A 13,204-nucleotide genomic window follows, 5' to 3' on the forward strand; every position below is an offset into this window, starting at 1 on the left:
CGTTTCAACAATCCAACACTTACGCTTGATCGTACTTGCGACTGCGCAAAGTGCGGTGCTAGTATCCGCCCCGCTTACCGATCAACCATTTTGCATAGGAGGAAAAAACGTCATGCGTCACCTTGCTTTCCCCTTTGCAGGCCCTTGCCTGGGTTGATCGAATCTCTCGCGCTGCCGTTCGCAGCGTCTTCGCATTGCCCGGCCTTCGGCCTGCCACATCAGTTTTTTTTTCAGACCTGATATGGATAGTTCATGGGCAATTGCATCTTGCATTTGTTCGACGGCGTCTCCCTGATCGCCTCGGACGACACCTGGATCGAAGGCGACGCGATCCGACAACTTCAAACCACCAAAGCACTCGACGGCATGCGCCACGTGGCCGGCATGCCCGACTTGCATCCGGGTCGCGGCTACCCCGTCGGCGCGGCGTTTTTTTCGGTCGGCCGGTTGTATCCGGCATTGATCGGCAATGACATCGGCTGCGGCATGGCGCTGTGGGCCACCGATCTGGACGCCAACAAGATCGGCCTGGACAAGCTCGAAAAGCGTCTCGGCAACATCGACACGCCCCTCGACGACAACTGGAGCGAGCTTGTCGCATCGTTGGCGCCGAATGGCACCGGCTTCGATACTGCGCTTGGCACCATCGGCGGTGGCAACCACTTCGCCGAGCTGCAGCGCATCGACGAGATTTACGACGCAGATGAACTGCCGCTGGACCCGCGCCAGCTTCTGCTGCTTGTGCACAGTGGCTCACGGGGCCTCGGCCAAGCCATCCTCGAAGAACAGGTGCGCATGTATGGCCACGCCGGGCTTGCACAGGACGATGCGGCATGCGCCGCCTATCTGGCGCGCCACGACACCGCGCTGCACTTTGCCAGGGCCAACCGCGAACTCATCGCGCGCCGCATGCTCGACCGCCTGCACGCGCAGGGCAAGGTGTTGCTCGACGTGCATCACAACTTTGTCGCTCTGGCCACCGTGTTTGGCGAAGGCGGCTGGCTGCATCGCAAGGGCACAACACCATCGGATGCCGGCGTGGTCGTCATCCCGGGTTCGCGGGGGGATTACAGCTACCTCGTCGCGCCACGCCCGAGCGAGCACGGTTTGTTCTCGCTCGCTCACGGTGCCGGTCGCAAGTGGATGCGCAGCGAGTGCAAAGACCGGCTCATCCGCCGCTTCACGCCCGCGCAGCTCAACCGCACCAAGCTCGGCGGCCACGTCATCTGCGAAGACAAGCAGTTGATCTACGAAGAGGCGCCCGAAGCCTACAAGCCGATCGACAGCGTCATCGCGCCACTGGTGGATGCCGGCTTGGTGAAGGTGCTCGCGCGCCTGCGCCCGGTGTTGACGTACAAGACGCGTGGGGAATGCTGCTGATGGTGTTACTGCAACTCTCTTCTGCGCAAGGTCCGGCCGAATGCGAGCTGGCTGTGGGGAAAGCGCTTGAGCGGCTGCAACGCGAGGCTGTAGACGCAGGCATTCAACTGGAACTGCTGGAAACAGGAAGACGGTGAGCGCACCGGCACGCTGCGCTCCGCCTTGGTCAGCCTGGAAGGCGACGCTGAAGACACCCTGGCGCAAGCATGGGAAGGCACGATCCAGTGGACATGCCCCAGCCCGTATCGGCCGCGGCACGCGCGCAAGAACTGGTTCTTCGGGGTGGCGCGCTGTGCGGCGCCCTCGGCAACGCTACCCAGCGAGATCCGTTTCGAGACCACGCGTTCGTCAGGCCCCGGTGGGCAGCATGTCAACAAGACGGAATCGGCCGTGCGGGCCACACATCTCGCCACGGGCATCAGCGTGAAGGTGCAAACCGAGCGCAGCCAGCACGCCAACAAGCGGCTGGCCGTGCTGCTGCTCGCACACAAGCTGGCGGACCACGACGCGGCAACCGATGCGGCGCAGCGTGCGCAACGGCGCGCGCTCCATCACCAGGTGGAGCGCGGCAACCCGCACCGCGTGTTCAAAGGCGAACGATTTGAGCCGGCAGACTAGCGTCCGGCCTGCCGCGTTCCGGCAAGCTGGCCACGCCGGTACTCGCCCTGCCGCTCCAGCATCCAGCCCGGGTATTCGGCCGGGAGCTTGCTCAGCTCATCGAGCTGCGCCAGTTCTTCCGCCGTCAGTTCAACCTTGGTGGCCGCGATGTTGTCGTCGAGCTGCTCGATCTTCTTGGCACCGACGATCACGGTGGTCACTGCGCGCTGATGCAGCAGCCACGCAAGCGCAATCTGCGCGACCGAAACGCTGCGCGCATTGGCCATGACGCGCATGGCATCGACGCACGTGTAGGCACGTGTACGGTCCACCGGCGGGAAGTCGAACTTGTTGCGGCGGCTGTCCTGCTCGCCGTGCTGCTCGCGCGTGTATTTGCCGCTGAGCAGGCCACCGGCCAGCGGGCTCCAGACCATCAGGCCCAGGCCTTCGCTTTTGAGCATCGGCACCAGCTCGCGCTCCAGATCGCGGCCCGCGACGGTGTAGTACGCCTGCAGGCTTTCGAAGCGTGCGCAGCCGAGCCGCTCGGCAATTCCCAACGCCTTGACGATCTGCCAGGCCGCCCAATTCGATACACCCACATAGCGCACGTGACCATGCTGGACGAGCGTGTCGAGCGCACGCACGGTTTCTTCGATGGGCGTGGCGGGGTCGAAACCATGGATCTGATAGAGATCGATATGGTCGAGCTGCATGCGCTTCAGGCTCGCCTTGATGCCGTCCATGATGTGGAACCGCGAGGCGCCGCGTGCGTTCACGCTATCGCCGGTCTGGCCGAACACCTTGGTGGCGACGACCACGCTGTCGCGCGACACCTTCAGGTTCTTGAGCGCCTGCCCCGTCATCTGCTCAGCGAGGCCGTTGGCGTACACATCGGCCGTGTCGATGAAATTGATGCCGGCGTCGAGCGCGCGCCCGATCAGGCGCTCGGCATCGGCTTGCTGCAAATCGCCAATGTGCTGCCAGATGCCGTCGTTGCCGCCGAAGGTCATCGTGCCCAGGCACAACTCCGAAACGAACAGGCCGGTCCGGCCCAGTTGGTTGTAACGCATGTGATCGACTCCAATACGGTGGGAATGGAATGCTGAGCGCACTGGCTCAGATGCGGGAAACAACGCAGAGGATAAGACGGACCGGCTGATCCTGCAGAGCGCTCAATCAGACGCAGGGTGATAGCCCAGGCGCGAGGAGATCGCCGCACCCGCCTGCTGCAGCAGCGCGACGTAGTGCGCCTTGGTATCGGCGCCGCAACGCATGGTCGGGAACGAGATCGACAGCCCCGCGATCACGCGGCCAAAGCGATCGAACACCGGCACAGCAATGCACAGCAGCCCGTCTTCCTGCTCTTCGTTGTCTTCGCCAAAACCTTGCTGGCGCACGCGCGGCAGGATGCTCAGCACGGCCTCGGCAGAGGCGAGCGTCTTCTGCGTGGATTTCTTGAACTCCACCTTCGACAGCACCTCGCGCGCCTCTTCCGGCGGCATGTATGCCAGCAGCACCTTGCCAATAGCCGTGCTGTGCAGCGGATTGCGCCGGCCGATGCGCGACTGCATGCGCAAACCGTAGTCGGCGTCGATCTTGTGGATGTAGATGATGGCGTCTTCGTCAAAGGCGCCCAGGTGGACAGCCTCGCGCGTGAGCTGTCCGATGCGGCGCATCTCGGTGTCAGCCTCGCGGACGAGGTCGACGTTTTCGAGCGCCTTGGCGCCAAGCTCGAACAGGCGAATCGTCAGCCGGTAGCGATCGGTGTCGCCCTCCTGCGCGACATAGCCCAGGCTTTTGAGCGTCTGCAGAAAGCGGTGAACCGTCGTCTTTGACATGCCCAGCCGCTGCGACAGTTCGCTGGGGCCGACGGCGCCAAGCTCGCCCATCGCGCCCAGGATGGTGAACACCTTGTCGACCGCCGAGACCGATTCGGCCTTATCGGCACCGGTATCAACGGCTTCATTGGCGGACAGGTCTTCCGGCTTGCGTTGCCGGGGCGTGGCTTTCATCTCTCGTGGTTCCGTGATTTCAAAATCTGGAGAGAGCATAACCGGTCTCATACCGCGTTCCATCAATCCACCTGCCGACGTTGCCTACCGCGCCAGCCAGCCGCCGTCCACCGCGAGCGTGTGGCCGTGCACGTAATCCGATGCCGCCGAAGCGAGAAACACCACCGCGCCCGCCAGGTCATCCGGCACGCCCCAGCGTCCGGCAGGAATGCGCGCGAGAATCTCTTCACTGCGTTGCCGGTCTTCGCGTAGTTGCGCTGTGTTGTCGGTTTCCATGTAACCGGGCGCGATGGCGTTGACGTTGATGCCGCGGCCAGCCCATTCATTGGCCAGCAGCCGGGTGAGCCCCAGCACGCCGCTCTTCGATGCCGTATACGACGGTACGCGAATGCCGCCCTGGAACGACAGCATCGACGCCACGTTGATGATCTTGCCGCGGCCACCTTGCCCCACGAACTGCCTTGCCACCGCCTGCGAGAGAAAGAACACGCCCTTGAGGTTGACGTCGATTACTGCATCCCAATCGGCTTCGGAAAATTCCAGTGCGTCGCAGCGGCGGATGATGCCCGCGTTGTTCACCAGGATGTCGACACGGCCGAAGGTGTCCATCGCGGCCTCGACAATGCGCTCGATCGGCTCCAGCGAAGACAGATCGGCTCGCACGTCAACAAACCGGCGGCCGACCGCTTCCACGCGCGAGGCCGTCTCTGCTGGGTCCGAACGGTTGGCGCCCACGATGTCGCAGCCCGCCGCAGCGAGCGCCATCGCCATGCCCGCACCCAACCCCGTGTTGCTGCCGGTGACGATGGCCACCTTGCCGCTCAGGTCGAACAGGCTTGCGCCCTGGAGATAGGGATTCTCGAGCCGCATGGTGTCAGCGCAGGTCGGCAATGGCGATGTGGTCCATGTCGTGGAACACCTGGTTCTCGCCGACCATGCCCCAGATGAAGGTGTACGCCTGCGTGCCCACGCCCGAGTGGATCGACCAGCTTGGCGAGATCACAGCCTGCTCGTTGTGGACGAGGATGTGGCGCGTCTCCTGCGGCTCGCCGACCATGTGGAACACGGCGGCGTTGTCCGGCAGGTTGAAGTAAAAATAGACCTCCATGCGGCGCTCGTGCGTGTGGCACGGCATGGTGTTCCACAGGCTGCCGGGCTCGAGCTTGGTCATACCCATCGAGAGCTGGCACGTGGGCAGCACGTCCGGCACGATGAACTTGTAGATCGTGCGCCGGTTGCTGGTGGCCGGATCGCCGAGCGTTTCGGGCGACGCCTGCGCCAGTGTGATCGTGCGCGTCGGATAGGCCGTATGGGCCGGCGCGCAATTGATGTAGAACTTGGCGGGCCTGGCTGCATCGTCACTGCCGAAGACGACGTTCTGGCCGCCCTGGCCGACGTAGATCGCCTCTTCATTGCCGACGGCGTGCCGTGCGCCGTCCACCTCCACCCAGCCCGGGCCGCCAATGTTGATCGCGCCCAGCTCGCGGCGCTCCAGCAGATGGCTCACGCCCATCGACTTGGCGAGCGATGCCGGCACCTCCACCGGCCGCGTTGCCGGCCATGCACCGCCCACGATGATCCGGTCGATATGGCTGTACGTGAGCTGAAGCGCATCGCGCTCGAACACCTGTTCCACCAGGAACTGGCGGCGCAGCCCGGCCGTGTCGAGAGTTTTTGCGTGTTCGCTGTGGATTCCTTGCCGCACTTCCATGCCATTTCTCCGTTGGGATGCGCCGGCATCCGCGTGGGTGCCGGTTGTTCTGGGTTGGATTGAAGCACAAAAACCAAAAATACGGAACGTCGATCCATTTTTTTGATACGAGCCCCTGATCGAGGGGAATAGCGCTGCACCGCACACATTTGCGATCTAGGGTAAACGATAAATCAGCGAATTCAAAAACATGGAACATCGTTCCACATCATCCGCTATAGTCACTCCACGATGTTGGACCCCAACCAACCGAGCCCATAGAGGCTCACGGAGGAGACGTGAAGATAAAGAAGGCGATTGACCGCATTCCAGGCGGGCTGATGCTCGTGCCGCTGCTGCTGGGCGCATGCGCGCATACGTTCGCACCCGATGCCGGGAAATACTTCGGCTCGTTCACCAACGGCCTGATCACCGGTACGGTGCCGATCCTGGCGGTGTGGTTCTTCTGCATGGGCGCGACCATCGACCTGCACGCCACCGGTGTGGTGCTGCGCAAGTCGGGAACCCTGCTCGTGACGAAGATTGCCGTGGCGTGGCTGGCAACGCTGGTGGCGGCGCAGTTCATTCCGGACGAGGGCATCAAGACCGGCATCCTTGCAGGGCTCTCGGTGCTGGCGATCACCACGTCGATGGACATGACCAACGGCGGGCTCTATGCCGCCGTCATGCAGCAGTACGGCACCAAGGAAGAAGCCGGTGCGTTCGTGCTGATGTCGATCGAATCGGGACCGCTGGTCAGCATGTTCATCCTGGGCGCAACGGGCATTGCCGTGTTTGAGCCACGGCTGTTCGTGGGCGCGGTGCTGCCGTTCCTGATCGGCTTTACGCTGGGCAATCTCGACGGCGAACTGCGCGAGCTGTTCGGCCGCTGCGTGCATCCGCTCATTCCGTTCTTCGGCTTTGCATTGGGCAACGGCATCGACCTGCACGTGATTGCCAAGAGCGGCCTCCCGGGCCTCTTGCTCGGCCTCACGGTGATCATCATCACCGGCGTGCCGCTCATCCTCACCGACAAATTCATCGCCGGCGGCAATGGCGCTGCTGGCTTGGCGGCATCGTCCACAGCTGGCGCGGCAGTCGCCAACCCGGCCATCATCGGCGAGATGATTCCGAAGTTCAAACCCATGGTGCCGGCCGCAACCGCGCTGGTAGCCACGGCCTGCCTGGTCACGGCGATTCTCGTGCCGATCTTGACCGCGATGTGGGTGCGTCGCGTGGGCCGTGCGGCGCCATTACCCGAGCCGGAAACCGCGAGCCTGCCGCCGCAGGCTGCGCACCGCGAAGCCCATTTCTGACCACGCCTGCGATCCACCGTACACCAGACCAGACCAGAGAGGAGATTGCCCATGCTGTTGCACACGTTTGTCCGCCGCATTGCGAGTGTTGCCATGACCGCCGCACTCGCGGCCGGCAGCGCCCTCGCCCATGCCGCCACTGACGCCGATACGGTGGCGCAAGCCGTGGAGCGCATGCGCGTGGCCATGGTTGCCAGCGACGGCACCACGCTCACCAAGCTGATCGAAAACGATCTGACCTACGGCCACTCGTCGGGCAAGCTGGAAGACCACGCAGCCTTTCTCAAGGCGCTGGACGGCACAAATTCATTCAAGTCGATTGCGCTGACCAACCAGACCGTGCAGATCAACGGCGACAACGCGTGGGTGCGCCACGTGTTCGACTCCGTCAACAATCTGCCCGACGGCAAGACCAGCACCGCGCATATCGGCGTGCTGCAGGTTTGGAAGAAACATCCGGATGGCTGGCGCCTGTTTGCGCGCCAGGCCTATCTGCTTCCGAAGCAATGAGCGGCGCCGCTTTTCCCGGGCGCCTGACGGGCAAGACCGCGCTCGTGACGGCCGCTGCGCAAGGCATCGGCCGCGCCTGCGCCGAGCGCTTTGCGCGCGAAGGTGCCCGCGTAATCGCCACCGATCTCCGCATCGATGCGTTGAACGATGTGCCATTCGACGTCCGCCGCCTCGACGTGCGCGATACCCAGCAGGTGAATGCCCTTGCCGCCGAGCTTGGCGGCATCGACATCCTCTTCAACTGCGCGGGCTTCGTACACGCCGGCTCGGTGCTGGAGTGCGATGAGGATGCGTGGGATTTCTCGTTCGACCTCAACGTCAAGTCGATGTACCGCACCATCCGCGCATTCCTGCCGGGCATGCTGGAACGCGGTGGCGGCAGTGTCATCAACATGTCGTCGGCCGCATCGAGCATCAAAGGCGTGCCGAACCGCTTTGTGTACGGTACGTCAAAGGCCGCGGTGATCGGGCTGACCAAGGCCGTGGCGGTAGACTTTGTGGCGCGCGGCGTCCGCTGCAACGCCATCTGCCCGGGCACGGTGGTGTCGCCATCGCTCGCGCAGCGCATCGACGAACAAGCCCGCGCGCAAGGCAAACCGCGCGCAGAAGTCGAAGCTGCATTTGTCGCACGCCAGCCGATGGGGCGCCTCGGACAGCCGGAAGAGATTGCCGCGCTGGCCGCCTATCTGGCTTCCGACGAAGCCGCCTTCACGACAGGGCAAGTCCACCTGATCGACGGCGGCTGGTCAAATTGATGCCTTGATGCCTTTCTCCCAACCGATTTGAGCCTTTCATGAAACTGCTGCGCTTCGGCCCCCACCGCCAAGAGAAACCGGGCCTGCTCGATGCAACCGGCACCCTCCGCGATCTGTCGGGCATCGTCGACGACATTGCGGGCAACGTGCTGTCGGACGCATTCCTTGCCAAGCTGCGCGACGTGGATCCCACCACGCTGCCGGCAGTCAGCGGGCAACCCCGCATTGGGCCGTGCGTCGGGCGTGTCGGCAAGTTTGTCTGCATCGGACTGAACTACGCCGACCATGCCGCGGAATCCGGCCTGCCGGTTCCGGCCGAGCCGGTCGTCTTCAACAAGTGGACCAGCGCCATCTGCGGCCCGAACGACGACATCGAAATCCCACGCGGCTCCGTCAAGACCGACTGGGAAGTTGAACTGGGCGTGGTCATCGGCAAAGCTGCCAAGTACGTCGAAGAAGCCAACGCGCTGGACTACGTGGCGGGCTACTGCATCGTCAACGACGTTTCCGAGCGTGAATGGCAGATCGAGCGCGGCGGCCAGTGGGACAAGGGCAAGGGCTTCGACACGTTCGGCCCGCTTGGCCCGTGGCTCGTCACGCGCGACGAGGTGCCTGACCCGCAGGCGCTGGACCTGTGGCTGGAAGTGGACGGCCATCGTTATCAGAACGGCAACACGCGCACGATGGTGTTTGGCGTGGCGCAACTGGTGGCGTATCTGAGCCGCTGCATGAGCCTGCAGCCGGGCGATGTCATCTCGACGGGCACGCCGCCGGGCGTGGGGCTGGGCATCAAACCCAACCCGGTCTATCTCAAGCCGGGGCAGACCATCCGATTGGGCATTGCCGGCCTGGGCGAACAATTGCAGCGCACGGTCTCGGCAGGCTGAAGCCTAGCCCTCCAACTCTGCAAAGCGCTGCGCGACCACGTTGCGCAGCCACTGGTTGCCGGCGTCCTGATGGAAGCGCCGGTGCCAGAACACATTGGTCTGCAGTGCCGGCAGCGTGAGCGGCGGCGCAACGAACTCCAGCCCGAATGGCGGCGCCGCGCGTTCGGCCAGCTTGCGCGGCACCGTCACCACCAGGTCGGTCGTGCTGACAATGTATGGCACCGCCACGAAATGCGGCACTGAAAAACGCGCCGATTGCGTGATCCCCGCCTTGTCCAGCAGCGGCCCGATGGCGTTGTAGGGGCTGGCCGAACTCGCCACCACCAGATGCGATGCGGCGCGAAAGCGCTCCAGCGTGAGCTTGCCTTCGGACAGCGCATGGCCGCGCCGGAACATCGTCACGTAATCCTGCTGAAACAGGCGGCGCTGAAAGATGCTCTCGCCGGAAAGATCATCGAACGCGCCGATAGCGAGGTCGACGGCGCCTGCCTCCATCCCCGCCTTCATATCGAAGCCGCCGGCCCGCATGGTGTCGATGCGCACGCCGGGCGCCTGCTCGGCGCACAACTGCGCCAGCACCGGCATGAAATACACCTCGCCGACGTCGCTCATGGCAAGGGTGAAGGTGCGCGTGGATGTGGCCGCTTCAAAGTGCGTGCGCTGGCCGAAGGCGCGTTGCAGCGTGTCGAGCGCTGTGGCAACCGGTTCGGCCAGTTGCTCGGCAAGTGCGGTCGGCATCATGCCGCGCGGCGTGCGCACAAAGAGTTCGTCGTCAAAGGTCTGGCGCAGGCGCGACAGCGCGTTGCTCACCGCCGGCTGCGACAGACCCAGCCGCTCGGCGACCACAGAAATGCGCTTTTCGCGCAGGATTTCCTGAAACAGCACCAGCAGGTTCAGGTCGACATCCCGCAGATTCAGCATGGCGGCCCCTCAACATTCACAATATCAATAGCACTCATTCTCGCATTGATATTCCAAATTTTCATCCGATCCGGACAATACGCGCATACCAAAAATCCAGAACAGAGCGGCAACGCCGCCACCGGAGACCACCATGCGCCCTGCCCCCGCCGCACATGAAGCGCCGTCCACGCCCATCGACCTTGCCCGCCTGATCGACCAGGGCAAGGTTGGCGGCTTCCAGATCCTGTTGCTCGCCATATGCGGGCTGTGCCTGATCATCGATGGCTTTGACGTGCAGGCCATGGGCTATGTGGCGCCGGCCATCATCAAGGATTGGGGGATCACCAAGGCGAGCCTCGGCCCGGTATTTGGGGCGGGCCTGTTCGGCATGCTGGTCGGCTCGCTGGTATTTGGCGTGCTGGGCGACCGCTTCGGGCGTCGGCCGGTGCTGATCGTCGCCACGTTCTTCTTTGCGGCCTGCATGCTGGCCACCACGCAGGTGGAAACGGTGCGGGCCCTACTCGTCTTGCGCTTCATCACGGGCCTGGGCCTGGGTTGCATCATGCCCAACGCGATGGCGCTGGCCGGTGAGTTCAGCCCCGCGCGCTCTCGCGTGACGTGGATGATGCTGGTGTCGTGTGGCTTTACCGTGGGCGCCGCGCTTGGCGGCTTTGTCAGCGCGGCGCTGCTCTCGCGCTTTGGGTGGCATGCGGTGTTCCTGGTGGGCGGGCTGGTGCCCCTCGCCATTGGCGTGATGATGGTGCTGTGGCTGCCGGAATCCCTGCAATACCTGGTGCTCAAGGGCCATGGGCAAATGCGGCAGACGCGCCATCAGCGCCTGGCTCGCTGGTTGAGCAAGCTTGATCCGCAACTGCAGGTGAACGCGCAGACGCAATTCGTGGTGCCCGAGGCACCTGCGCACGGCATGCCGGTCTCGGCGCTGTTCACCGAAGGCCGCGCCAAAGTCACGCTCGTGCTGTGGGTCATCAACTTCATGAACCTGATCGACCTGTATTTCCTGTCGAACTGGCTGCCGACGCTGATTCGCGATGCGGGGTATCCGACGGATACCGCCGTGCTGGTAGCGACCGCGCTGCAGGTGGGCGGCGTCATTGGCACGCTCACGCTGGGCCGGCTGATCGATCGCCTGGGCTTTGTGCGCGTGCTGGCCGTGTGCTTCCTGATCGCCTCCGTCACCGTTGGGCTGATCGGCCATGTGGCGGCTGCGCTGCCCATGCTGGTGGCGGTGGTGTTCGTGGCCGGCTTCTGCATCGTCGGCGGGCAGCCTGCGGTGAATGCGCTGGCCGCCACGTATTACCCCACCACGCTGCGCGCGACCGGCATCGGCTGGAGCCTTGGCGTGGGCCGCATCGGCTCCGTCATCGGCCCGGTGATCGGCGGGCAACTGATTGCCATGCAATGGAGCGGCCCGGCGTTGTTCTCGGCCGCGGCGGTGCCGGCGCTGGTGTCGTTTGGCATGGTGCTGGCGCTCACGCTGGCCGCCAGTGGCCCGGACGCCGCACGCTTTGCCTCAGGTCGCACAACCGGCAAGCCCGCTTGATGGCTTTCTAACGACTACGCTTTCCCTGAAGACGCTCCTGACCTTTTCTCCAAGGACTTCACCATGAACATGCTCGCCCCGACGGCCCCGAGCGCGTCCCCCTTCGCATTCACCCCCGCGTCGCTGGACCGGCCCGCTTACCAAAGCGGCTTCGGCAACGAGTTCGCCACCGAAGCACTGCCCGGCGCGCTGCCGCACGGCCAGAACTCGCCGCAGAAGGCGCCGTATGGCCTGTATGCGGAACAGATCTCCGGCACGGCGTTCACCGCGCCGCGTGCGCACAACCGCCGCTCGTGGCTGTATCGCATTCGTCCGGGTGCCGTGCATCTGCCGTTCGACGCCATGGCGCAAGGCCGCTTCCACAGCAACTTCAACGAGGTACCGCCCTCCCCCAACCAGTTGCGCTGGGACCCGCTGCCCGCGCCGGCGGCCGGCACCGATTTCATCGACGGCATCGTCACCTTCGCCGGCAACGGCGGGCCAGACGCGCAAACCGGCTGCGGCATCCACCTGTACGCCGCCAACGCGTCGATGACCGACCGCTTCTTCTACAACGCCGACGGCGAGCTGCTGATCGTCCCGCAGCAAGGCCGCCTGCGCCTGCTGACGGAGATGGGCGTGGTCGATGTCGAACCGCTGGAGATTGCCGTCGTCCCGCGCGGCGTGCGCTTCCGCGTCGAGCTACCGGACGGTGACGCGCGCGGCTACATCTGCGAGAACTTCGGCGCGATGTTCCGCCTGCCAGACCTGGGCGTGATCGGCTCGAACGGCCTGGCCAACCCGCGCGACTTTCTCACGCCGCACGCCTGGTATGAAGACCGCGAGGGCAACTTTGAACTCGTTGCAAAATTCCAGGGCAGCCTGTGGACGGCGAAGATCGGCCACTCGCCGCTGGACGTCGTGGCCTGGCACGGCAACCTCGCGCCGTACAAGTACGACCTGCGCCTGTTCAACACCATCGGCTCGATCAGCTACGACCATCCGGACCCGTCGATCTTCCTGGTGCTGCAAAGCCCCTCCGACACGCCGGGCGTGGACACGATCGATTTCGTGATCTTCCCGCCGCGCTGGCTGGCGGCCGAAAACACGTTCCGCCCACCCTGGTTCCACCGCAACGTTGCAAGCGAATTCATGGGCCTCATCCAGGGCGTGTACGACGCCAAGGCCGAAGGCTTTGTGCCGGGCGGCGCCAGCCTGCACAACTGCATGAGCGGCCACGGCCCCGATGCCGACACGTTTGAGAAAGCCAGCAACGGCGACACCACCCAGCCGCACAAGGTAGACGCAACGATGGCCTTCATGTTCGAAACACCGGCGGTGATCCGCCCGACGCGCTTCGCGGCGGAATCGGCACAGTTGCAGGCCAAATATTTCGAATGCTGGCAGGGCCTGAAGAAGCATTTCGACCCGAGCAAGCGTTAAGCAAATCAACCTTCACGCCAAGGCAAGCGCCGCGAATGTTTGGCCCTTGATGCCCTAGATGGCGCCTTGAATTTCTGTTGCAGGGAGGAAAAAGAAGGGAGGCCTGTCTGAGCGCAGCGAGTTTGCCTCCCTTCCCTCCCTGCGACATAAATTCAAGGGGAAGTCGCCATC

General features: G+C 64.1%; 12 protein-coding genes and 1 pseudogene. 8 read left to right on the forward strand and 5 right to left on the reverse strand.

Going from position 1 to position 13,204, the window contains the following annotated elements; all coding sequences use genetic code 11:
• Positions 1 to 252: 252 nt before the first annotated feature.
• Together BG83_RS0124585 and prfH are read left to right on the forward strand one after the other, a co-directional pair.
• Positions 253 to 1,380, forward strand: coding sequence for an RNA ligase RtcB family protein (locus BG83_RS0124585; protein ID WP_024979243.1), 1,128 nt, complete (start codon positions 253 to 255; stop codon positions 1,378 to 1,380).
• A pseudogene (gene prfH, locus BG83_RS28080) lies at positions 1,380 to 1,998 on the forward strand (peptide chain release factor H). Before BG83_RS0124585 ends, prfH begins: the two are co-directional and overlap by 1 nt.
• On the opposite strand, the gene BG83_RS0124595 reads toward prfH, so the two are convergent.
• From BG83_RS0124595 to kduI, 4 genes are all read right to left on the reverse strand, one after another.
• The gene (locus tag BG83_RS0124595) at positions 1,995 to 3,047 is read right to left on the reverse strand and encodes an aldo/keto reductase (protein WP_024979245.1); all 1,053 of its coding nucleotides are present in this window, start codon (positions 3,045 to 3,047) and stop codon (positions 1,995 to 1,997) included. The pseudogene prfH and the gene BG83_RS0124595 sit on opposite strands and share 4 nt — an antisense overlap.
• A gap of 102 nt (positions 3,048 to 3,149) precedes the next feature.
• The gene (gene kdgR, locus BG83_RS0124600; RefSeq protein WP_024979246.1) at positions 3,150 to 3,989 is read right to left on the reverse strand and encodes a DNA-binding transcriptional regulator KdgR; all 840 of its coding nucleotides are present in this window, start codon (positions 3,987 to 3,989) and stop codon (positions 3,150 to 3,152) included.
• 84 nt (positions 3,990 to 4,073) lie between these two features.
• Positions 4,074 to 4,859: a 2-dehydro-3-deoxy-D-gluconate 5-dehydrogenase KduD gene (gene kduD / locus BG83_RS0124605; RefSeq protein ID WP_024979247.1), complete on the reverse strand. Its 786-nt coding sequence runs from the start codon at positions 4,857 to 4,859 to the stop codon at positions 4,074 to 4,076.
• Between the two features lie 4 nt (positions 4,860 to 4,863).
• Positions 4,864 to 5,700, reverse strand: a complete 837-nt coding sequence (gene kduI / locus BG83_RS0124610) for a 5-dehydro-4-deoxy-D-glucuronate isomerase (protein ID WP_024979248.1) — start codon at positions 5,698 to 5,700, stop codon at positions 4,864 to 4,866.
• A 278-nt stretch (positions 5,701 to 5,978) separates the two neighbouring features.
• Here kduI and kdgT point away from each other — a divergent pair, with 278 nt between their 5' ends.
• The 4 genes from kdgT to BG83_RS0124630 are packed head-to-tail and all read left to right on the forward strand — an operon-like array spanning position 5,979 to position 9,147.
• Positions 5,979 to 6,995, forward strand: coding sequence for a 2-keto-3-deoxygluconate transporter (gene kdgT, locus BG83_RS0124615; RefSeq protein WP_024979249.1), 1,017 nt, complete (start codon positions 5,979 to 5,981; stop codon positions 6,993 to 6,995).
• 51 nt (positions 6,996 to 7,046) lie between these two features.
• The gene (locus BG83_RS0124620; RefSeq protein WP_024979250.1) at positions 7,047 to 7,505 is read left to right on the forward strand and encodes a nuclear transport factor 2 family protein; all 459 of its coding nucleotides are present in this window, start codon (positions 7,047 to 7,049) and stop codon (positions 7,503 to 7,505) included.
• Positions 7,502 to 8,260, forward strand: coding sequence for an SDR family oxidoreductase (locus BG83_RS0124625; protein ID WP_037032465.1), 759 nt, complete (start codon positions 7,502 to 7,504; stop codon positions 8,258 to 8,260). Before BG83_RS0124620 ends, BG83_RS0124625 begins: the two co-directional genes overlap by 4 nt.
• A 38-nt stretch (positions 8,261 to 8,298) precedes the next feature.
• Positions 8,299 to 9,147 carry an ureidoglycolate lyase gene (locus BG83_RS0124630; RefSeq protein ID WP_024979252.1) on the forward strand — a complete coding sequence of 283 codons (849 nt, stop codon included), beginning with the start codon at positions 8,299 to 8,301 and terminating at the stop codon, positions 9,145 to 9,147.
• Positions 9,148 to 9,150: 3 nt separating this feature from the next.
• Here the strand turns inward: BG83_RS0124630 and BG83_RS0124635 are convergent, their stop codons facing one another.
• Positions 9,151 to 10,068: a LysR family transcriptional regulator gene (locus BG83_RS0124635; protein WP_024979253.1), complete on the reverse strand. Its 918-nt coding sequence runs from the start codon at positions 10,066 to 10,068 to the stop codon at positions 9,151 to 9,153.
• Between the two features lie 133 nt (positions 10,069 to 10,201).
• On the opposite strand from BG83_RS0124635, the gene BG83_RS0124640 reads away from it, so the two are divergent.
• Together BG83_RS0124640 and hmgA are read left to right on the forward strand one after the other, a co-directional pair.
• Positions 10,202 to 11,611, forward strand: a complete 1,410-nt coding sequence (locus BG83_RS0124640) for an MFS transporter (protein ID WP_024979254.1) — start codon at positions 10,202 to 10,204, stop codon at positions 11,609 to 11,611.
• Between the two features lie 63 nt (positions 11,612 to 11,674).
• Positions 11,675 to 13,033: a homogentisate 1,2-dioxygenase gene (hmgA, locus tag BG83_RS0124645; RefSeq protein WP_024979255.1), complete on the forward strand. Its 1,359-nt coding sequence runs from the start codon at positions 11,675 to 11,677 to the stop codon at positions 13,031 to 13,033.
• The last annotated feature ends 171 nt before the right edge of the window (positions 13,034 to 13,204 follow it).

It is taken from the genome of Ralstonia pickettii, from assembly GCF_000607165.1.
Taxonomy (GTDB): domain Bacteria; phylum Pseudomonadota; class Gammaproteobacteria; order Burkholderiales; family Burkholderiaceae; genus Ralstonia; species Ralstonia holmesii.